The organism is Aeromonas sp. 25-248 (assembly GCF_053005425.1).
In genome coordinates, this window is sequence record NZ_JBRKTB010000001.1 from 1 (window position 1) to 20,314 (window position 20,314).

The 20,314-nt window shown below is 60.0% G+C and carries 11 protein-coding genes; 2 read left to right on the forward strand and 9 right to left on the reverse strand.

The window, feature by feature from the left end:
- The 7 genes from ACVDHI_RS00005 to ACVDHI_RS00035 form a co-directional block, all read right to left on the reverse strand.
- On the reverse strand, positions 1–3,013 hold a 3,013-nt coding region (locus ACVDHI_RS00005; protein WP_447211538.1), incomplete at its 3' end, for a retention module-containing protein.
- A gap of 267 nt (positions 3,014–3,280) precedes the next feature.
- Positions 3,281–5,206 (reverse strand): EAL domain-containing protein, encoded by a 1,926-nt coding sequence (locus ACVDHI_RS00010; RefSeq protein ID WP_447211539.1) that lies wholly within the window; start codon positions 5,204–5,206, stop codon positions 3,281–3,283.
- Between the two features lie 3 nt (positions 5,207–5,209).
- A complete protein-coding gene (locus ACVDHI_RS00015; RefSeq protein WP_223952717.1) occupies positions 5,210–5,968 on the reverse strand; it encodes a transglutaminase-like cysteine peptidase in 759 nt (252 codons plus the stop codon).
- 99 nt (positions 5,969–6,067) lie between these two features.
- Entirely contained in the window at positions 6,068–7,399 is a 1,332-nt protein-coding gene (locus ACVDHI_RS00020) for a TolC family outer membrane protein (protein ID WP_010675164.1), read from the reverse strand.
- A 35-nt stretch (positions 7,400–7,434) separates the two neighbouring features.
- Complete coding sequence (locus ACVDHI_RS00025; RefSeq protein WP_010675165.1) at positions 7,435–8,850, reverse strand: HlyD family type I secretion periplasmic adaptor subunit; 1,416 nt, start codon at positions 8,848–8,850, stop codon at positions 7,435–7,437.
- Positions 8,843–10,987, reverse strand: coding sequence for a type I secretion system permease/ATPase (locus ACVDHI_RS00030; protein ID WP_039040368.1), 2,145 nt, complete (start codon positions 10,985–10,987; stop codon positions 8,843–8,845). The genes ACVDHI_RS00025 and ACVDHI_RS00030 overlap by 8 nt, the downstream gene beginning before the upstream one ends.
- A 370-nt stretch (positions 10,988–11,357) precedes the next feature.
- Positions 11,358–12,302: a TIGR01212 family radical SAM protein gene (locus tag ACVDHI_RS00035; RefSeq protein ID WP_109422169.1), complete on the reverse strand. Its 945-nt coding sequence runs from the start codon at positions 12,300–12,302 to the stop codon at positions 11,358–11,360.
- A 613-nt stretch (positions 12,303–12,915) separates the two neighbouring features.
- Between ACVDHI_RS00035 and gltB the strand changes: the two genes are divergently transcribed.
- Positions 12,916–17,373, forward strand: a complete 4,458-nt coding sequence (gltB, locus tag ACVDHI_RS00040) for a glutamate synthase large subunit (protein ID WP_111896888.1) — start codon at positions 12,916–12,918, stop codon at positions 17,371–17,373.
- 12 nt (positions 17,374–17,385) lie between these two features.
- Positions 17,386–18,801, forward strand: a complete 1,416-nt coding sequence (locus ACVDHI_RS00045; protein WP_323920445.1) for an FAD-dependent oxidoreductase — start codon at positions 17,386–17,388, stop codon at positions 18,799–18,801.
- Between the two features lie 86 nt (positions 18,802–18,887).
- On the opposite strand, the gene ACVDHI_RS00050 is transcribed toward ACVDHI_RS00045, so the two are convergent.
- A complete protein-coding gene (locus tag ACVDHI_RS00050; protein ID WP_010675170.1) occupies positions 18,888–19,649 on the reverse strand; it encodes an amino acid ABC transporter ATP-binding protein in 762 nt (253 codons plus the stop codon).
- Positions 19,646–20,302 (reverse strand): amino acid ABC transporter permease, encoded by a 657-nt coding sequence (locus ACVDHI_RS00055; RefSeq protein ID WP_174217478.1) that lies wholly within the window; start codon positions 20,300–20,302, stop codon positions 19,646–19,648. The genes ACVDHI_RS00050 and ACVDHI_RS00055 overlap by 4 nt, the downstream gene beginning before the upstream one ends.
- Between the last annotated feature and the right edge of the window lie 12 nt (positions 20,303–20,314).

The following is a 20,314-nucleotide window of genomic DNA, read 5'->3' on the forward strand; positions in this document are numbered from 1 at the left end:
CACCGTCGTTCGGGTTGAGGGTGTAGGTGTAGGTGCCGTTGGCATTGAGCACCAGGCTGCCGTAGGTCCCGCTCAGGTTGGCGGCCGTCACCGCCGCGCCATCCGCCCCCTGCACATCGTTGGTGATGACGTTGCCATTGAGGACCAGGTTGTCCTCGCTCGCCGCCGTCGGGTTGACGTCGCTCACCGCCGTCGGCACGTCGTCCACTATCTGCACGCTCAGGGTGTTCGAGGCCGAGTCCCCGTCGCTGTCCACCAGGCTCACCGCGAAGTCTTCGAACAGGCTGTTGTTGCCGTTCGCCGTCGGGTGCGCCTCGTTGTCGTTCAGGGTGTAGCTGTAGCTCACCAGCCCGGTCGCCGGGTTGTACCCGGTGATGGTCAGGGTGTTGCCCAGCGGCGTGGTCACCCCGCTCAGCGGGAAGCCCGCCACCACCCCGTTCACCACGATGTTGATGCCACCCACGCTCAGGGTCTTCACCCCGTCCGGCGCGCTGATGGTGAAGTCCCCTGTCACCGTGGTCGACTCCTTGCTGCTGTCCGACCCCGCCGATTCGTTCTCGCCGCGGGTCGCCAGCAGGTCGTCTTCGTACACCTTCGCATCCCCGCCCTCGCCCTTGGGCGTCAGGTTGGTGATGGTCACCCCGTCATCGTCGTTCTTGATGGTCAGGGTCAGGGTCGCCGTGCTCACGTCTCCGTCCGCATCCGTCAGGGTGTAGGTGAACACTTCGCTGCCCACCCCGCCCCCGGTCAGCGCCTTGAAGTCACCGTCGTTCGGGTTGAGGGTGTAGGTGTAGGTGCCGTTGGCATTGAGCACCAGGCTGCCGTAGGTCCCGCTCAGGTTGGCGGCCGTCACCGCCGCGCCATCCGCCCCCTGCACGTCGTTGGTGATGACGTTGCCATTGAGGACCAGGTTGTTCTCGCTCGCCGCCGTCGGGTTGACGTCGCTCACCGCCGTCGGCACGTCGTCCACTATCTGCACGCTCAGGGTGTTCGTCGCCGAGTCACCGTCGCTGTCCACCAGGCTCACCGCGAAGTCTTCGAACAGGCTGTTGTTGCCGTTCGCCGTCGGGTGCGCCTCGTTGTCGTTCAGGGTGTAGCTGTAGCTCACCAGCCCGGTCGCCGGGTTGTACCCGGTGATGGTCAGGGTGTTGCCCAGCGGCGTGGTCACCCCGCTCAGCGGGAAGCCCGCCACCACCCCGTTCACCACGATGTTGATGCCACCCACGCTCAGGGTCTTCACCCCGTCCGGCGCGCTGATGGTGAAGTCCCCCGTCACCGTGGTCGACTCCTTGCTGCTGTCCGACCCCGCCGACTCATTCTCGCCGCGGGTCGCCAGCAGGTCGTCTTCGTACACCTTCACATCCCCGCCCTCGCCCTTGGGCGTCAGGTTGGTGATGGTCACCCCGTCATCGTCGTTCTTGATGGTCAGGGTCAGGGTCGCCGTGCTCACGTCTCCGTCCGCATCCGTCAGGGTGTAGGTGAACACTTCGCTGCCCACCCCGCCCCCGGTCAGCGCCTTGAAGTCACCGTCGTTCGGGTTGAGGGTGTAGGTGTAGGTGCCGTTGGCATTGAGCACCAGGCTGCCGTAGGTCCCGCTCAGGTTGGCGGCCGTCACCGCCGCGCCATCCGCCCCCTGCACATCGTTGGTGATGACGTTGCCATTGAGGACCAGGTTGTTTTCCGTCGCCGTGGTCGGATTGCTGTCGTTTACCGCCGTCGGCACGTCATCCAGCACCACGACATCCAGCCCTGCACTGGTCGTGTCGCCATCGAGGTCCGTCAACACAACGTTGAAGCTCTCCGTCAGAGCCCCATCATTTGCAGGTTTGTTATGTGTTTCGTTATCGTTCAGGGTGTAGCTGTAGGTCACGCTGCCAACCCCTGTCACCGGGTTGTAGCTGACGCCGGTCACCAGCAGTTGATTTCCCAAAGGACTGGGGATCCCCTGGGGGAAGGTGGTCAAGACCTGGCCATTGCTGATCAGCGTCACACCTCCCAGCGTCAGGCTTTGTACTCCATCTGCCGCATTGAATGTAAAGGTACTGCTCTTGGTCAAGGCGGTGCCATCGGGGGCTGAGCCATCCGGCAATGCGGCTTCATCAAGGACAAGCTCACCACCCTCGACCTGCAATCCATTCAGCGAGACAGGCTCATCTACAGGGGTGATGGTGATGGTCAGAGTGGAGTCGTTGGTATCATCCCCATCCGTTACGGTGTAATTGACCGCAGGTACAGGGCCTGTGTAGTTCAGCGCAGGGGTAAAGGTATAGGAGCCGTCCGCATTGATGATCAGCGTACCAATCCCATCCAGCGTGCTCTCAACGCCGGCAGCAATTCCCTGATTGCTGCCCCAGCTATAGGAAATGACAGACGTATCAAGGGGACCATCCGGATTATTGCTGTTGTCGAGCACATTGCCACTGATGGCCTGATCTTCCTGGGTGACAGCAGACTCATCTTGATCATCGAGCTGATTCTCGGGCAGAAGATCGTCTTCCTGCAGCACATTCTGATCGATCAACGTGTCATAGCCGGTATCGAATCCGGCCTCGGCTATGGTCGCATCTCCGATGCGATCTATGACAACAAAACCACCATTGCCACTGGCCCCAGCGACCCCGCCGATACCGCCACCACCACCGGCGGCAGGTGCCCCACCGGCAGCAGAGGCTTCGAAGTTCTTGGTCGGGTCAACCCCTTGCAGGATGGATTGTTGCAACGCCGCAATTTCTGGCGACACTTCAGGCGAGCCTTGCTGATGATTGGCAACCGATGAGGAAGATTGCCCCTCTGGAGGCATCTCTGTCCCTGCCGGAACACCATTGTCCGCTGCAGGTTTGTCATCGTAGGGCGCCAGCATCAATTTGGCATCATCAGCGATATTGAGTCTGGCGCCAGGCTGCAGTATCTCGCCAGGCTGGAGAGGACGACTGCTGCCATCGGCAAGCAGGATCTGAACGTTGCCTTCTACGGAAGAGACGACCACGGTTTTGTCGATGATTTGGGTGCGCATATCCATTGCTCCAGGGTGACAGATCTTGATGCCTACACTCTAGATACGCCCCCGTCCTGCTTCCGTTGCAAAAATGTACAGGGTTGAGTCTCTTTGACTTCATCCGATGCAGCGAATCGAACGAATATTTTTTACATATAAAAATCAAATAAGTAACAGCGCGAGTTTTAGTGATATTACCTATATGTCGCGTAAAAATGATGTACATATTCTAAACAGATATAAAAAAGGGCCCTTAATGGGCCCCTTTCTATCGAGTTGTACCGCTTATACCAGTGGAAATGCAGGGTGAACGAACCCCTGATAACCATCGATATGCAAACTGGACAACAATTCAACCTGCCGTTGATCTTCCACCCGGGTGGCGATGGTCGTGACACCCGCGTTGTGGGCAGCCCGACAGACAGCCGCCAGGAAGGAGGTATCGGCGCCTGGTTCCATGACCTGGCTGGTATACCCGTGGTCCACCTTGACATAAGCGGGGGTCAGCTCTTCCAGATAGCCGAGGGACTGGAAGTGCCGGCCATAGTGATCGACCCCCCACAAGAAGCCGTGCTCTCGCAACAGCTCAACCAGATGAGTCACATACTCTTTGTGTTTCATGATGGCCGCTTCCGGGATCTCGAACAGCAGTCGCTCCTTCAGCTCCACGTTCAGCGGCAGATAGCCTCTGAGCCATGTCAGGAACTCATCCGAACAGAGAGAACCCGCCGTGATATTGACTGCCAACACCAATTCCGGTTGCTGCTTGAACAAGGGGACGCAGGCTTCCAGCACCGCCTTGTCAAACTCGGCCCCCATCTTGAACTGCTCGATCGCAGGCAAGAACTGCCCTGCGAAGTAATCCGTTCCATCTCGCGAGATGGCCGCGAACAACTCGGCATGCAGGCGGGTACCATCATCGAAGCGGCACGCAGGCTGTGCCTTGAAGCGCCAGAGATGTCTGGCAATGGCATCCTGCACCAGGTCTCGCCAGGCAAGGCGTCCCATCAGTCCCTGCTCATTGCCGCCTTCCATCACGACGGCACCGCGCCGCTCATTGCGCGCTTTGCCAAGGGCGTTATCCGCCTTCGTCAGCAGGGCCGAGAGATCGTCATTGCCATCACGGCCAGCGATGCCGACGACGGACAGCGCTCCGCTTTCTCCCATGGGATTGACAACCAGATCGGCGATACGGCTGTTGATGAGCTCTGCCAGCTCCTTGAGCTGAGACAGATCATCGGTGGGGCAGAGCAAGGCATACTCCGTCGCCGAGATCCGGGCCAGTGCCGCGCCATCCCAACCATCCAGCAGTTCCCTGAGCACCTGTGCAATGGACTTGACCATGTTGTCCCTTGCAGCAAAGCCCTCTTCCCGATAGAGATCGTCCAGCATGTCGACGGCCACCAGCATGACCCCGCCCTGCCCGGCCTCCGCAATCCAGGCATTGACCTGCCCGACGAAGTAAGAGCGGTTGCCAAGCCCGGAGACGGCATCTACATAGACGCGGGATCGCAGATTCTCGGCCTCGTCGGCCTGCTCTTTGAACTGCACGGCAAGCTTGCTGGAAAGGGTATTGATGGCCTGTACCACTTGCCGCAGCTCGCGGGTCTTGGGCTCGGGAATGGCGTGGCCGAAATGGTGCAGCTCGATTTCAACCGCCTGATCGCAAATCAGCTTGAGCGGTTTGAGCAGATAATTGAGCGCCCGCATCAGCAAGAGAGTGGTGACGAGAAAGCCGACCAGGAACCAGGTGGCCAGTTCGCTCATTCCTTTCCAAAGCTCGTAGTAGGCTTGTCCAGGGTGGCCGACGACCTTCAGCTTGCCCAGTTGCAGCCAACCCGACGTCAAAATCGATTCATTGGCCACTTCAGGGAACAGATCAAGCCCAATGAACCACTGTGGGACCCCTTCGATATGGCTGCTGTTCTCCAGCTCGATGACATCCTTGGAGGCCAGCAGATCGAGACGGACCAGCTTGTAGTAACCCCCGTCGAACACCGCCTTGATCACGGATTCGGCACTGACCTTGTCGCCGTTCTCCAGATAGGGGGTCAGCGCCAGACCCAGTGCGGTGGACGTATTGATGACGGTGGTCTCCTGCTGCTGCGCCAGGTAGTTGCGGGTCGAATTGAATTGCACCCAATAGGTGGCGGCAAACAGCAATCCGAACAGCAGCAGCATGGTTGCCAATAGTTGTCTGTAGAGCGTCATAGGTTAATCATCCAAATTGACCGCAGGCCGAGCCAATCGCCCCGATGTCATGCGATTGCGTAAGTCTGTCCATAATCCCAAGCGGGATGATTGCCCGGCCAGTTCCCCTTGACCACGCGCCTTCATCAGCCACAAGTGACTACCGTTAAAACTGTAAATTGGCAACAAATCCGCCCGTTGGGTCGCCGGGCGAATTGATCCGACAAGATTGTCCAGAATCAGGGGTACTGCCGCAGGCGTCTCATAGTAGGCAACGACCATATGAAACTGGTTATAATCCAATGCCTTGACATATACCATTCGCATTTTTTCATCAGGGATGCCAAGTTCCAGCAAGGTAAAATACTTGGAAATGCTGAAGTCTTCACAATCTCCCCCCGCTGCGCCCAGAAATTCCAGCGGTGTCGCCCAATAATCCTTCTTGTGCCACAACTTGATGTCATCGATGAAACGCATCTGGTTGAAGAACTGGTTCACCTTCTCCAGCTTCTGCCGATCCGTCAGCCCCGCCGCCTTGTTCTGCATTGCCAAAGTGCGCCAGCTGGTGACCCGTTTGCCGGCCCTGGGGCCATAGGTCTCCTCCGCGCGCTTGACCAGTTTCATATCCTCCGGTGAGAGTGGCTGGCTGGCGCTGAGCAGCAGGGGGATCGCCAGCAGTGCCAGCCACAGCAGGCGAACCCGCCAGGGCGCACGTGCACCTGCGACAGCTCGATACCCATCACGTCGGCTGCAGCCTGTCGATGCCACTTCTTTCTGTGTCATGACGCCGCCATCATCCCCTGACCACCGGACGCATAAAAGAATGACTGCAGCACGCTGCAGCCATTCCCCTTGCCTGATATGACATCAGTGGCAGGGCCATCAGTTGTTGTTGGCCTGCCATTCAGCCGGTTGCTGCACATTCAGGGCATTGAGCAGACCACCGGTGGCATTGAGGATACGATAATCTGCCAACAGGGAGTCGTACTCGGCCGTGATGTAGCTGCGGCGAGCCTCGAACAGTTCGTTCTCCGTGTTCAGCACGTCCAGCAAGGTCCGTTGACCCAGGCCGAATTGCTTCTTGTAGGCCTGTACGGTGTCATAGCTGGCGTCCACGTGCTCTTTGAGGAAGACTTTTTGCTTGGCCAGCGACTCTTTGGCGTTCCAGGCGAGGCGGGTCCCCTCTTCCACCTGACGGAAGGCATTCATGTGAATGTCTTTGGCCTGGGAATAGAGCGCTGAGGTTGCCTTGCTTTCTGCCAGATCGGACCCACCGCGGAACAGGTTGTAACGCATCCGGACCATGGCGGTGAGATCGTCGTTACGGCCTTTGACCGCATCGATGTCCTCGTTCCAGTTCTGATCCACTTCAAAGGCTACGTTCGGGTAGAACCCGGACTTGGAGCCTTCATGCTGGTACTTCGCCTCTTCGATGTCCTGCAGGGATGACAGCAGGGTCGGGTGAACCTCTGTTGCCGTCTTCAGAGCATCTTCCAGTGTTGCGGGCAGGAGTTGGGTGTTCGGTACGGGCTGAACGAGATCCTTGGGCACTTCATTGACGACACGGATGAACTCGCTCTCGGCATCCCGATAGTTGTTCTCCGCCGCCGCCTGATTGGAGTAAGCCCGAGCCACACGACCGTCGATCTGGGTCTGGTCAGCGGTCGACCCTAGACCGGAGTCGGTCCGTTTCTGGATGTCACTGCGGATCTGCTCGTGGGTTTCAAGGTTCTGCTTGGACAGCTCCAGGATCTCCTGCTGACGCAGCATGTTGAGGTAGACCTCGGCCACGCGCAGGGCCGTGTTCTCCGCCTCGGAGATCATCGCCAGGCGTTGGGCCTGGGCGGCGGCATCGGTCCGTGCCACGTTGCTGCTGACATCAAAGCCGTCAAACAGCATCTGGCGAAGGCTGATCCCGGCCTCCTTGCGCGTCATGGAGTCATCGATCGTCTGTGAATTCGGACCTGCGGCACGGGTCGAGGGACTGTCAGTCTTCTCGTAACCGACGCCACCACGCAGATCGATGGTGGGGTAATAGCCGCCCTTGGCTCCATCATGCTGATACAGTCGTGCCTGATAGAGATCAAAAGCTTCCTTGATTTTCGGATGGGTAGCCAGTGACTGCGCCACTGACTGTTCCAGCGTCTGTGCCTGGCTCAGGCCCGGGAACAGTATGGTGCCACTAACCAGCATGGCAACAATCGTCTTCTTCATGGTATCTCCAGTCATGTTGTTTTTAGATTGTTGGCTTATCGTTCTCTCAGTGCCGACTGCTTAGCCCTCAAGATGGGTTTCAGCAAGTAGTCTAGGACACTTTTTTTACCAGTAATAATATCTGCACTGGCTAACATACCGGGGATGATGGGAAGTGCGTTAAGCTCATCGCCCAGATAACTCTTCTCGGTTCGTACTCGCACCAGATAGAAGGAATTGCCCTCCTCATCCTGGATTGAGTCGGCACTTATCTGTTCAACCTTGCCATGTAAACCTCCATAAATAGTGAAATCATAGGCAGTTATCTTGACCACGGCCTCCAGTCCGGGTCTGAGGAAAGCGATGTCCTTGGGCGACACCTTGGCTTCAACCAGCAGGGTATCTTCCAGCGGCACTATCTCCATCAGGTCCATGCCCGGCTGAACGACCCCACCCAGCGTATTAATCTTGAGCTTCTTGATGGTCCCCTTGAGAGGCGCGATCACACTGGTACGATCGACTCTGTCCCTGAGGCCGACCTGGCCCTCCGACAACTGGCTCAACTTGCCTTGACGTTCGTTCAGCTCGGTCTGGGAGTCCGCCCGGAATTTCAGGGCGATATCATTTCGCTTCGAGATGGTCTCCCGCAGTACCGAGTTGAGCTTGGGCACCAGCAGGCGGTTCGCCTCCAGCTCCCCTTGCATTTCGTTGACCTGCCGCTCCAGTTTAATTAGCTCCACTTGAGGAACTATACCCTCTTTTGCGAGAGGACGGCTGATGTTCAGCTCCTGACGAGCCAAATCAACGCTGCGACCTACGGTCCGGATCTTGGCATTGAGCTCTATGGTCTCCTGCTCTTTCTGCTCGATCTGCTGTCCCAGGATGTAGAGCTGGTTCTTGAGGTTGTTTAACCGCGCCTCCTGCACCGATCTTTCACGGGCGGCATATTCGGCAAATACATTCTCGTACCCTTCGGGGAACTCGATGGCCTGTTTGTCGATGGCTACCTGTTCACGCCAGCCCAGATTGGGCTCGTTCTTGACCACCACGCTGCGAATTTCGGCGCGCAGGCGGGCGATATCCCCCTTGAGGGTGACCAGCTCCTGCTCCCGTTCGCGAAAATCCGACTTGAAGCGGGTATCGTCGATGCGCAGCAGTGGCTGTCCCTTCTCGACGATGTCCCCCTCCTTGACGAAGATCTCCTTGACGATCCCCCCTTCCAGGTTCTGGATCACCTGCAACTGGCGCGACGGTATCACCTTGCCCTGGCCGACGGTCACTTCATCCAGCTCTGCCCAGGCTGCCCAGACGATGGCGCTGACAAAAAACAGGAAGCAGGCCCACAGCAGGACTCTGGCACGGGTGGGTGTCGTCAGCAGCACGGCGGCGGCGCCGTCATCCACGTACTCGAGATGCTCGGGTGCAGGCAAGACCGTATCTGAGGGCGTTTTCTTGAACCAGTGGTTAGCCATTCGCCGTCTCCTGCACCCGCACCTTGCCTTCCTTCAATTGCTGCAACACCACCTCTTTGGGACCATCCGCCACTATCTTCCCCTGCTCCACGACGATGACCCGGGAAGCGACATCCAGCATGGAGGTCTTGTGGGTGATGAGGATAAGGGTGGTTTCGGGGCCGAGCCGCGCCAGCTCCTGCTTCACGTGCATCTCTGACTGGTTGTCCATGTTGGAGGTCGGCTCGTCCATCACCAGAATGGGGGGATCGTTGAGCAGGGCGCGCGCCAGCAGGATGGACTGACGCTGGCCACCGGAGAGCTGACGTCCCCCTTCGCCTATCTGTCTGTCGAGGCCGTTGGGATCCCGGTTGGTAAAGTTGGTGACCCCGGCCCGCTTGGCGGCGCGCAAGACACGGGCATCATCCACCAGGGGATTACCCAGCATGATATTGTCCCGCACGGAACCAAAGAAGAGGGTCACATCTTGCGGCACGCAGCCGATGTTGCGGCGAATGATGGTCGGCGGCAGTTGGTCCAGCTCAAAGCCGTCCAGACGCACCAGACCGTCAGTCGGACGGTAGAGACCCATCAGCAATTTCTCCAGCGTGGTTTTACCCGCACCGATGCGCCCGATGATGGCCACCTTCTCACCCGGCTCGATGCGCAGGTTGATGTTGTGCAGGGTGCTGCTCTCCATGCCCGGATACTTGAAGGAGACATTTTCAAACTCGATGCGCCCCTGGATGACCGGATGGTGGATGTACTGCCTGCCCTCCTCCTGCTCACCCGGCGTCATCATGATCTTCTCCAGGATTTCGAGCGCCGACTTGGCCTGGTTGTAGCGGGTGGAAAGCACCGAGAGCTGCACCATGGGGGCGATGGCCCGGCTCGACAGCATCACGGCCGCTATCATGCCCCCCATGGTCACCAATCCTTCCGAGATCTGGTAAACACCGACGATCACCAGTCCCACTGTCACCACCTGCTGGATGTAGCTCGCCAGAGAAGACATGGAGTTTGTGATGCGCCGGGTCTGCACGCCCCAGGTCGAGATGTGGGACACCGCCTGCTCCCAGCGGTGCTGGAACATGCTCTCGGCCCCGAAAATCTTCACGGTCTCAAGGCCCGAGATGCTTTCGATCAGATTGGCGTTCTTCTGGGAGGCGAGCCGGGACCCCTCCTCGATGGATTGCTTCAGCGGTGCCTGAATGTAGAAGCTGTAGGCCACCAGGATCAGGATGGCGATGATGGGCACCACCACCATCACACCGGCGAAAATCCAGATGATGAAGAGGAAGAAGATGGCAAACGGCAGATCGATCAGGGTGGAGACGGTGGCCGACGTGAAAAACTCGCGCACCGATTCAAACTCCTGCAAGTGCTTGGCAAAGGCACCGGTCGACGCAGGCCTGGACTCCATCTTCATGCCCATCACCTTGGCAAAGATTTTGGCCGACAAGAGCACGTCGGATTTCTTGCCTGCAATATCGATGAAGTAGCTGCGCAGCTGGCGCATCACGAAGTCGAAGGTGAACACCACCATGGCTCCAACCGCCAGCACCCAGAGGGAGTCGAATGCCAGGTTGGGCACAATCTTGTCATAGACGTTCATGGTGAACAGGGGGCTGGCGATAGCAAACAGGTTGATGAGGATCGAGGCCACCAGCACATCCCGATAGATACCGCGGGACTCGAACAAGGTGCTCCAGAACCAGTGACCATCACGGGTCTCCAGCACTTTGGGCGAGCGCTCATCAAATTTGAACTGCCGCTTGACGTAGAACAGACGACCATTGTACTCGTCACCCAGCTGGGCAAGACTGACCCATTGAGCCGCGTCTCCGGCCTGGGGAAAGATGACCCTCGCCTGGGTCCGTTCTTCATTCCATTCAAGCAAGATGCAGGCGCCGCCATTGCGCGTCTGCAAGACGCAGGGCAGCAGCAGGGAGGAGATCTGTTCAAGGGGCTGGATCACTTCGCGGGCAGAGAGACCGCCCCGCTCGGCGGCACGACTGAAGAGCGCCGTGCTGAGACGCCCGGAGACCAGTGGCAAGCCGGTGGTGAGAGCATCCTGACTGTTGGGCACCCCGTAAAAGCGGGTCAAAAAGACCAGGCACTCCAACAGTTCATCTATATGGCTGGTTTCTGCTTGCATAGCATCCCATCAAACATGATTCAGAAGGTTGTCTCGGGGCCGAATATCCAAAGCCCGGTGGCGATCCGGAAAAACAGAACAGACCTCGCCACCCAGACCCACAACCCGATTAGCGCACAGAGCCGGGACACTGCATGTCTCGCCTCCCTTACAGATTTTCATGCCGGAAACGGAGGGGACATACCAAGCACCTGATGTTGCCAAGAAATATGCCACCCGGTTCGAAGAGACACCGCCCGGTATACAAACTGCAAAGAGTTATTGATAACTATATCTTTTTTCAAGCCGACCATCTTATCAAGGTGACTTGAACGAAACTATACTCCAAAGACTGAATTTCATCTAATAACCCACTGTTTTTTTGACAAAATTAGAGTTGGCACTCGCCCGTGGAAGGGAGAGAAAAAGGGCGTCCCAGGCAGTGCCCCTGAGGGCCTGAGCGTGCCAGCGCCGCGGCAATGGCGGTCATGGCGCTCCAGCGATTCTCGCACCAGGCGGGGGCCAGCAGGGTCGGGCGGCGCGCCGACGCCGAGACCCTGTGATAGACCACCTCGGGAGGCGTGTACTGGATCATGGCGACCGCCGCCGCCACATACTGCTCCATCGTCAACACATCCAGCCGTCCCGCCTGCCACGCCTTGCCAAGGGTGCTCCCCTCCACCACATGCAGTGGGTGAAGCTTGATCCCCTCGACGCCGGTCTCCACGACACGGTGCAGGGTTTCCAGGCTGTCCATCGGCGCCTCGCCGGGCAGGCCGACGATGAGGTGGGCACACACCTTGATGCCCCGCAGATGGGCTCTGGTTACAGCGTCAACATAGGCGGCATAGCCGTGGCCCCGATTGATGCGTTGCAACGTCTTGTCGTTGGCGCTCTGCAGCCCGAGCTCCAGCCACACCTCGTAGCCGCGGGCCTGATAACCTGCCAGCAGATCCAGCACCGCATCGGGTACACAATCAGGGCGAGTTCCGACGCAGAGCCCCACCATGTCGCTCACCGACAAGGCTTCTTCATACATGCGCTGAAGGTACTCCACTTCGGCATAGGTGCTGGTATAGGCCTGAAAGTAGGCCAGATAGCGCCTGGCCCGGGTCACCTCGTCCCGGCGTGCCAGCAGTTGCTGCACCACGGAGAGTTGCTGGGCCGACTCGTCGGCAAAGGAGGAGACATTGCAGAAAGTGCAGCCACCCCGGCCCAGGGTGCCGTCCCGGTTGGGGCAGGTAAAGGCCCCATGGATGGAGAGCTTGTGGATCTTCTGGCCGTGGCGCTGCTTGAGATCCTGGCCAAATGTATTGATGAGTTCGTGTAACTGCATGACACCTCCGAAATGAGGTGTCATTCTAGCGACGCAGCCCGGCGGGCAGGCTGCGCTGGATCAATCCCGCTCTCTACCCAAAAATCATATAAATATTCACGTTAGATGCGATAAATACCCAACAGTCAGCATTCACGGTCACTTTTGACAACCTGTCACTCCTGCCACCTGGAGAAAAGTGCCATAACCTCTCGCCCATAACCGGCTGTAACTACTGAAAAAATCCTGTTTAGCCTGCTTATGGACAAATGCAAGACGCAGGATCCTGAAATGTGATCCCCGCCAAGCACACCAGAGATGACTTTGTAAAATTACTACAGTTTCCCGCCACCATGCAGTCAACCACTAAACCGTCCACAACCAGAATATAAATCCAACAAATAAATAAAAAGCAGTTATAAATACACAAAAATGCTGATTGAGTCTCAAAAACCCACATTTTGTTATGGCGATGTAACATTGCAAACAAGCGGGATGTCCAATTGACCTTGCCCGAAAATCCCATTAGTTTGGAGATTCGCCACCTCAGGCGGACGGAACCACAAGAGCCAATCGCAATTTATGCAGTCTGTTGATGACAGTGCGATGGAAGGCCGAGCAAGGGAGAAATGCAATGTCACTATATGATCCAAAGCTGGAGAGGGATAACTGTGGCTTCGGCCTGTTGGCCCACATGGAAGGGGAAGCCAGCCACAAGCTTGTCCGTCTCGCGATGTCAGCCTTGGCTCGCATGCAGCACCGCGGCGGTATCTCCGCCGATGGCAAGACCGGCGACGGCTGCGGCCTGTTGCTGCAAAAACCCGACAGCTTCTTTAGAGCGGTCGCCGAAGAGAAGGGATGGCACCTGGGCCGCAACTACGCGGTCGGCATGCTGTTCCTCAACCCCGATCCCATCCTGGCCCAGGCCACGCGCGACATCATCGACGAGGAGCTGGAAAGAGAGACCCTGAGTCTGGTCGGCTGGCGCAAGGTGCCCATCGATACCAACGTACTCGGTTCCATCGCCAAGGCGTCCCTGCCCAGTATTGAACAGGTCTTTGTCAACGCGCCTCCGGGCTGGGTCGACAAGGATCTCGAGCGCCGCCTCTATATCGTGCGCCGCCGCATCGAGAAGCGCATCAGCGACGACTACTTCTATGTGGTCAGCCTTTCCAACCTGGTCACCGTCTACAAGGGACTGTGCATGCCGGTGGATTTGCCGCGCTTCTATCTGGATCTGGCCGACATCCGCATGCAGGCCGCCATCTGCGTGTTCCACCAGCGTTTCTCCACCAACACCAGCCCACGCTGGCCGCTGGCACAGCCGTTCCGCTACCTCGCCCACAACGGCGAGATCAACACCATTGCCGGCAACCGCCAGTGGGCCAAGGCGCGCAGCTACAAGTTCGCCACCCCGCTGATCCCCGATCTGCAAGAGGCCGCCCCCTTCGTCAACACCACGGGGTCGGATTCCTCCAGCCTCGACAACATGCTGGATCTCTTCCTGGCCGGCGGCATGGACCTGTTCCGTGCCATGCGCCTGCTGATCCCGCCTGCGTGGCAGAAGCACCCGAATATGGATGACGACCTGCGCGCCTTCTACGACTTCAACTCCATGCACATGGAGCCCTGGGACGGCCCGGCCGGCATCGTCATGACCGACGGTCGCTACGCCACCTGCGCACTCGACAGAAACGGTCTGCGTCCGGCACGTTACGTCATCACCAAGGACAAGTTCATCACGCTGGCCTCCGAAGTGGGCACCTGGGACTACACCCCGGACGAAGTGCTGGAGAAGGGCCGTGTCGGCCCGGGGGAGCTGTTCGTGGTCGATACCAGCAACGGCAAGATCTGGACCAGCTTCGAAATTGATGACGATCTCAAGAGCCGTCACACCTACAAGCAGTGGATGGACAAGCACTGCAAGCGCCTGGTGCCCTTCGAGCAGATGGACGATGCCAGCACGGGATCGCGGGAATTCCCGGATGACCGGCTCAAGACTTACCAGAAGCTGTTCGGCTACTCCTTTGAAGAGCTGGATCAGGTGATCCGCGTGCTCGGCGAGAATGGCCAGGAGGCGGTGGGCTCCATGGGGGATGACACCCCGATGGCGGTGCTCTCCTCCAGCCAGCGCACCCTGTACGACTACTTCCGCCAGATGTTCGCCCAGGTGACCAACCCGCCCATCGATCCCCTTCGGGAAAATCACGTCATGTCCCTGGCCACCTGTATCGGCCGCGAACAGAACGTATTCAACGAGACCTTCGGTCACGCCCACCGGGTGCTGTTCCAGTCGCCGATCCTGCTCTACTCCGACTTCCATCAGTTGCTGGCCCTGGAAGGGGAGCACTACCGCCATGCGGTGCTGAGCCTCAACTACCTCCCCGAAGAGGGGCTGCAAGCCGCCCTCGAGCGTCTCTGCCACGAGGCAGCTGAAGCGGCCCGCAGCGGCGCCGTCCTGCTGGTCCTGTCAGACCGGGACATCAGCCCGGATACCCTGCCCATCCCGGCCGCCATGGCGGTGGGGGCGGTGCAGCGTACCCTGGTGGACAACAACCTGCGCTGCGACGCCAATATCCTGGTGGAGACCGCGAGCGTGCGCGACCCGCACCACTTCGCCGTGCTGCTGGGCTTTGGCGCCACCGCCATCTACCCCTACCTCGCCTACGAGACCCTCGCCAAGCAGGTAGAAGAAGGCGTGCTCAAAATGAGCCTGCGCCAGGCCATGCTTAACTACCGCAACGGCATCAACAAGGGCCTCTACAAGGTGATGTCCAAGATGGGCATCAGCACGGTGGCAAGCTACCGCTGCTCCCAGCTGTTTGAGGCGGTGGGCCTCTCCAGGGCTGTGGTCGAACTCTGCTTCCGCGGCGTATCGAGCCGCATCCAGGGTGCCGACTTTGCCGACATCCAGCAGGATCAGATCAATCTGTCCCGTCTGGCCTGGCTCGGCCGCAAGCCGCTGACCCAGGGCGGCCTCTTGAAATTCGTCCACGGTGGCGAGTACCACACCTACAACCCGGACGTGGTGCAGACCCTGCAAGTGGCGGTGCGCTCCGGCAACTACGCCGATTACAAGGAGTATGCCCGTCTGGTGAACGAGCGCCCGGTGGCGACCCTGCGGGATCTGCTGTCGCTCAAACAGGGCACCACCCCGGTTGCGCTGGATCAGGTGGAGCCAGCCGCCAGGCTGTTCCCCCGCTTCGACTCCGCGGCCATGTCCATCGGCGCCCTCGGCCCTGAAGCCCACGAGGCCCTGGCCATCGCCATGAACCGCCTCGGCGGTCAGAGCAACTCCGGCGAAGGCGGTGAAGATCCCAAGCGTTTTGGTACCGAGAAAAACTCTCGCATCAAGCAGGTGGCGTCCGGTCGCTTTGGCGTCACCCCTCACTACCTGATGAACGCGGACGTGGTGCAGATAAAAGTCGCCCAGGGTGCCAAGCCCGGTGAAGGGGGCCAGCTGCCCGGTGACAAGGTCACCGCGCAAATCGCCCAGCTGCGCTACTCGGTGCCCGGCGTGACCCTGATCTCCCCGCCGCCCCACCACGACATCTACTCCATCGAGGATCTGGCCCAGCTCATCTTCGACATCAAGCAGATCAACCCGAACTGCCTGGTGTCGGTGAAACTGGTGTCCGAACCTGGCGTCGGCACCATCGCCTGCGGCGTGGCCAAGGCCTATGCGGACTTCATCACCGTCTCCGGCTACGACGGCGGCACCGGCGCAAGCCCGCTCACCTCGGTCAAATACGCCGGCTCCCCCTGGGAGCTGGGCCTGGCCGAAACCCAGCAGGCGCTGGTGGCCAACGGCCTGCGCCACAAGGTGCGCCTGCAGGTGGATGGCGGCCTCAAGACCGGTCTGGACATCATCAAGGCGGCCATCCTCGGCGCCGAGAGCTTTGGCTTCGGTACCGGCCCCATGGTGGCGCTCGGTTGCAAATACCTGCGTATCTGCCACCTGAACAACTGCGCCACCGGCGTCGCCACCCAGGATGAGAAGCTGCGCCGCGAACACTTCACCGGCCTGCCGGAGATGGTGATGAACTACTTCAAGTTCATCGCCGAGGAGACGCGCGAGCTGATGGCCGAGCTGGGCGTCACCCAGCTCACCGACCTCATCGGTCGTACCGACCTGCTGGAAGCCCTGCCCGGCCTCACCGCCCGTCAGGCCAAGCTGGACTTGTCCGGTATCCTGGCGGCCCCGGTTGCACCGGCAGGCTCCAGTCTGTTCAGCCAGCAGCACAACCCCACCTTCGACAAGGGGCCCTTGAACCTCAAGATGGTGGAAGATCTGCTGGAGGCGGTGGAAAACATGAGTGGCGGCGAGTTCCGCTACGACATCCGCAACACCGACCGCTCCGTGGGTGCGCGTCTGTCCGGCGAAATCGTCAAGCGCCACGGCAACCAGGGCATGGCGGCCGATCCGGTCAAGGTGCACTTCAACGGCACCGCCGGCCAGAGCTTCGGCGTCTGGAACGCCGGTGGCCTTGAGATGATCCTCACCGGGGATGCCAACGACTACGTGGGCAAGGGGATGACCGGCGGCAAGCTGGTGATCAAACCCCACGTCGGCGTGGCGTTCAAATCCCACGAGGCGGCCATCATCGGCAACACCTGCCTCTATGGCGCCACCGGCGGCAAGCTCTATGCCGCAGGGACCGCAGGCGAGCGGTTCGCGGTGCGCAACTCAGGGGCCTTGGCGGTGGTCGAGGGGATTGGCGACAACGGCTGTGAATACATGACAGGCGGCATCGTCACCGTGCTCGGCAAGACCGGTGTCAACTTCGCGGCGGGCATGACAGGCGGTTTCGCCTACGTGCTCGACGAGTGCGGCAACTTTGCCAAGCGCACCAACCCCGAGCTGGTCGAACTGCTGGAGGTGGCGGATCTGGCCATCCACCAGGAGCACCTGCGCGGTATCATCACGGCGCACCTCAACGAGACAGGCAGCTCGCGTGCCGAGGAGATCCTGGCCAACTTCGACTCCTATGTGCCCAAGTTCAGGCTGATCAAACCCAAGTCCAGCGACGTCAAATCGCTGCTTGGCCACACCAGCCGTTCCAGTGCAGAACTCAGAATCCAGGCGCAATAAGGAGGGAACCCTATGAGCCAGAACGTATTCCAGTTTATCGATGTCCAGCGGGTCGACCCGCCCAAGAAGCCGCTCAAGATCCGCAAGATCCAGTTCGTGGAGATCTACGAGCCCTTCAACCAGGCCCAGGTCGGCATGCAGGCGGATCGCTGCCTCGACTGCGGCAACCCCTATTGCGAGTGGAAGTGCCCGGTACACAACTACATCCCCAACTGGCTGAAGCTGGCCAACGAGGGACGCATCCTGGAGGCGGTGGAGCTCTCCCACCAGACCAACAGCCTGCCGGAGGTGTGTGGCCGCGTTTGCCCACAAGACAGACTGTGTGAGGGTGCCTGCACCCTCAACGACAGATTCGGCGCCGTGACTATCGGCAACATCGAAAAATACATCACCGACAAGGCGTTCGAGATGGGCTGGCGCCCGGATCTCTCCAAGGTGGTCAAGACCGGCAAGCGGGTCGCCGTCATTGGCGCGGGCCCCGCGGGCCTTGCCTGTGCCGACGTGCTGGCACGCAATGGCGTCACCCCTGTGGTGTTCGACAAGTACCCGGAGATCGGCGGCCTGCTCACCTTCGGTATCCCCTCCTTCAAGCTGGAGAAAGAGGTGATGCAACGCCGCCGCGAGATCTTCGAGGGGATGGGGGTGGAGTTTCGCCTCGAGACCGAAGTGGGCCGTGACGTCACCTTCGCCGACCTGCTCGGTGAGTTCGATGCGGTCTTCCTCGGGGTCGGCACCTACAAGTACATGAAGGGCGGCTTTGCCAACGAAGAGGCGCCGGGGGTCTACGACGCCCTGCCCTACCTCATCTCCAACGCCAATCGCTTGCTGGGCTTCGAGAAGGCCCAGGCCGATTACATCGACTTCGCCGGCAAGCAGGTAGTGGTGCTGGGGGGCGGCGACACCGCCATGGACTGCGTGCGCACCGCCATCCGCCAGGGGGCAGACAAGGTGATCTGCGCCTACCGCCGCGACGCCGAGAACATGCCGGGCTCCAAGCGGGAGGTGAAGAACGCCCAGGAGGAAGGGGTGGAATTTATGTTCAACCTGCAACCTGTCGGGGTCGAACTGGACGCTCACGGCCGTACCTGCGGCATCAAGGTGGTGAGCACCGAGCTTGGCGCCCCCGATGCCAATGGCCGCCGCAATCCGGTAGTCATTGAAGGCTCCGAGCAGGTGCTGGCTGCCGATGCGGTGGTGATGGCGTTCGGCTTCCAGCCCAACCCCCAGCCCTGGATGGCAGAGCACGGTGTCGAGCTCGACGGCCGGGATCGCATCAAGGCGCCCGAGAAGGCCGAGTACGCCTTCCAGACCAGCAACCCCAAGGTGTTCGCCGGTGGTGACGCGGTGCGCGGCTCTGATCTGGTGGTGACCGCCATTTACGAGGGTCGCAAGGCGGCCGAAGGGATCATGGACTACCTGGCCGTGTGATCTGCCGCCATAACCAAGCAGCCATGCAAACAGCCCCGCTCCTGCGGGGCTGTTTTTTTATCTCGCTCTCAATCCGCCAGAACCGGCTAGATACTCCAGCTCTCCGGCAGCCGTTCGGTGAGGGTGGAGATGTATTCGAAGGTACGTGCCCGCTTGGGGGTGGTGAACATCTGGCGCGCACTGCCCGCCTCCACCACCTCCCCGGCCTCCAGGAAGATCACCTGCTGCGCAATCTGGGCGGCAAGACGCAAGTCATGGGTGGCGATCAGCATGGTGGTCCCCTCACTGGCCAGCTGGCGCAGCACGGCCACCACCTCCTGGGCAAGCTCGGGATCCAGCGCCGAGGTAGGCTCGTCACAGAGCAGCACCTTGGGAGATGGCGCCAGCGCCCGGGCAATGGCGACCCGCTGCTGCTGACCGCCGGAGAGGGTGGCAGGCACCGCCTCGGCCTTGTGCCTGAGCCCCACCTTGTCGAGCAGTTGCAGGGCGCGCGCCACTGCCCTCTCCCTGGGCCACTTCAACACGGTCACCAACCCTTCCATCACGTTCTCCAGCACCGTCATGTGCGGGAACAGCTGGAAATTCTGGAACACCATGCCGGTCTGCTGGCGCAGGGCCAGCACGCTTTGCCGTGACAGATGCCGGGTAAAGTCGAGCTCGCTGCCCCCCAGCACCAGCTGGCCTGCATCGGGTCGCTCCAGCAGGTTCACGCAGCGCAGCAAGGTACTCTTGCCGCTGCCGGAGGGACCGATCAGGGCGGTGACGCTGCCCGCGGCCATCGCCAGCCCCACCCCTTTCAACACGCGCTGCCCCGCAAACTGTTTCTCGATGCCACTCAAGCGGATCATAGGGCGACCTCCCGGGTCTCTTTGTGAGCCAGTCGCTGCTCCAGCCTGTCTTGCAGGGTGGAGAGCACCGAGCTGAACATCAGGTAGATGAGGGCCGTCTCGATATAGAGAATGAGCGGCTCATAGGTGACGGAGGCGAGGCGCTGGGCCGCCTGAAACAGCTCGGGCACGGTCACCGCCGCCGCCAGCGACGTGTCTTTGACCAGGGAGATGAAGGTGTTGGAGAGCGGTGGCACCGCGATGCGCGCCGCCTGCGGCAGGATCACCCGCCACATGACCTGGGGCCAGTTCATGCCGATGGAGTAGGCTGCCTCCCACTGCCCCTTGGGGATGGCCGCCAGGGTGGCACGAATGATCTCCGAGCTGTAGGCACCGATGTTGAGGGTGAAACCGATGACGGCGGCGGTGAAGGCGTCCAGCACGATGCCGGCGCTCGGCAGACCGTAAAAGATCAGAAACAGCTGCACCAGCAGGGGCGTGCCCCGAATAAGCCAGACATAGAAGCGGACCAGCATCACCAGCGGAGCCGGACCATATAATCTGGCCAGCGCCACCGACAAGCCGAGCACGATTCCCAGCACGAAGGTAATCAGAGTGAGTGGCACGGTAAAAATAAGCCCCGCACTGAGCAGGGGCCAAAAAGAGTCGATCATTAACTGCAACCA

What these genes read in the sequence shown, in the direction of transcription:
- gltB (WP_111896888.1), top strand. Translation starts at nt 12,916, where the DNA reads ATGTCACTATATGATCCAAAGCTGGAGAGGGATAACTGTGGCTTCGGC.
- ACVDHI_RS00045 (WP_323920445.1), top strand. Translation starts at nt 17,386, where the DNA reads ATGAGCCAGAACGTATTCCAGTTTATCGATGTCCAGCGGGTCGACCCG.
- ACVDHI_RS00055 (WP_174217478.1), bottom strand. Translation starts at nt 20,302, where the DNA reads ATGATCGACTCTTTTTGGCCCCTGCTCAGTGCGGGGCTTATTTTTACC.
- ACVDHI_RS00015 (WP_223952717.1), bottom strand. Translation starts at nt 5,968, where the DNA reads ATGACACAGAAAGAAGTGGCATCGACAGGCTGCAGCCGACGTGATGGG.
- ACVDHI_RS00050 (WP_010675170.1), bottom strand. Translation starts at nt 19,649, where the DNA reads ATGATCCGCTTGAGTGGCATCGAGAAACAGTTTGCGGGGCAGCGCGTG.
- ACVDHI_RS00030 (WP_039040368.1), bottom strand. Translation starts at nt 10,987, where the DNA reads ATGCAAGCAGAAACCAGCCATATAGATGAACTGTTGGAGTGCCTGGTC.
- ACVDHI_RS00025 (WP_010675165.1), bottom strand. Translation starts at nt 8,850, where the DNA reads ATGGCTAACCACTGGTTCAAGAAAACGCCCTCAGATACGGTCTTGCCT.
- ACVDHI_RS00010 (WP_447211539.1), bottom strand. Translation starts at nt 5,206, where the DNA reads ATGACGCTCTACAGACAACTATTGGCAACCATGCTGCTGCTGTTCGGA.
- ACVDHI_RS00020 (WP_010675164.1), bottom strand. Translation starts at nt 7,399, where the DNA reads ATGAAGAAGACGATTGTTGCCATGCTGGTTAGTGGCACCATACTGTTC.
- ACVDHI_RS00035 (WP_109422169.1), bottom strand. Translation starts at nt 12,302, where the DNA reads ATGCAGTTACACGAACTCATCAATACATTTGGCCAGGATCTCAAGCAG.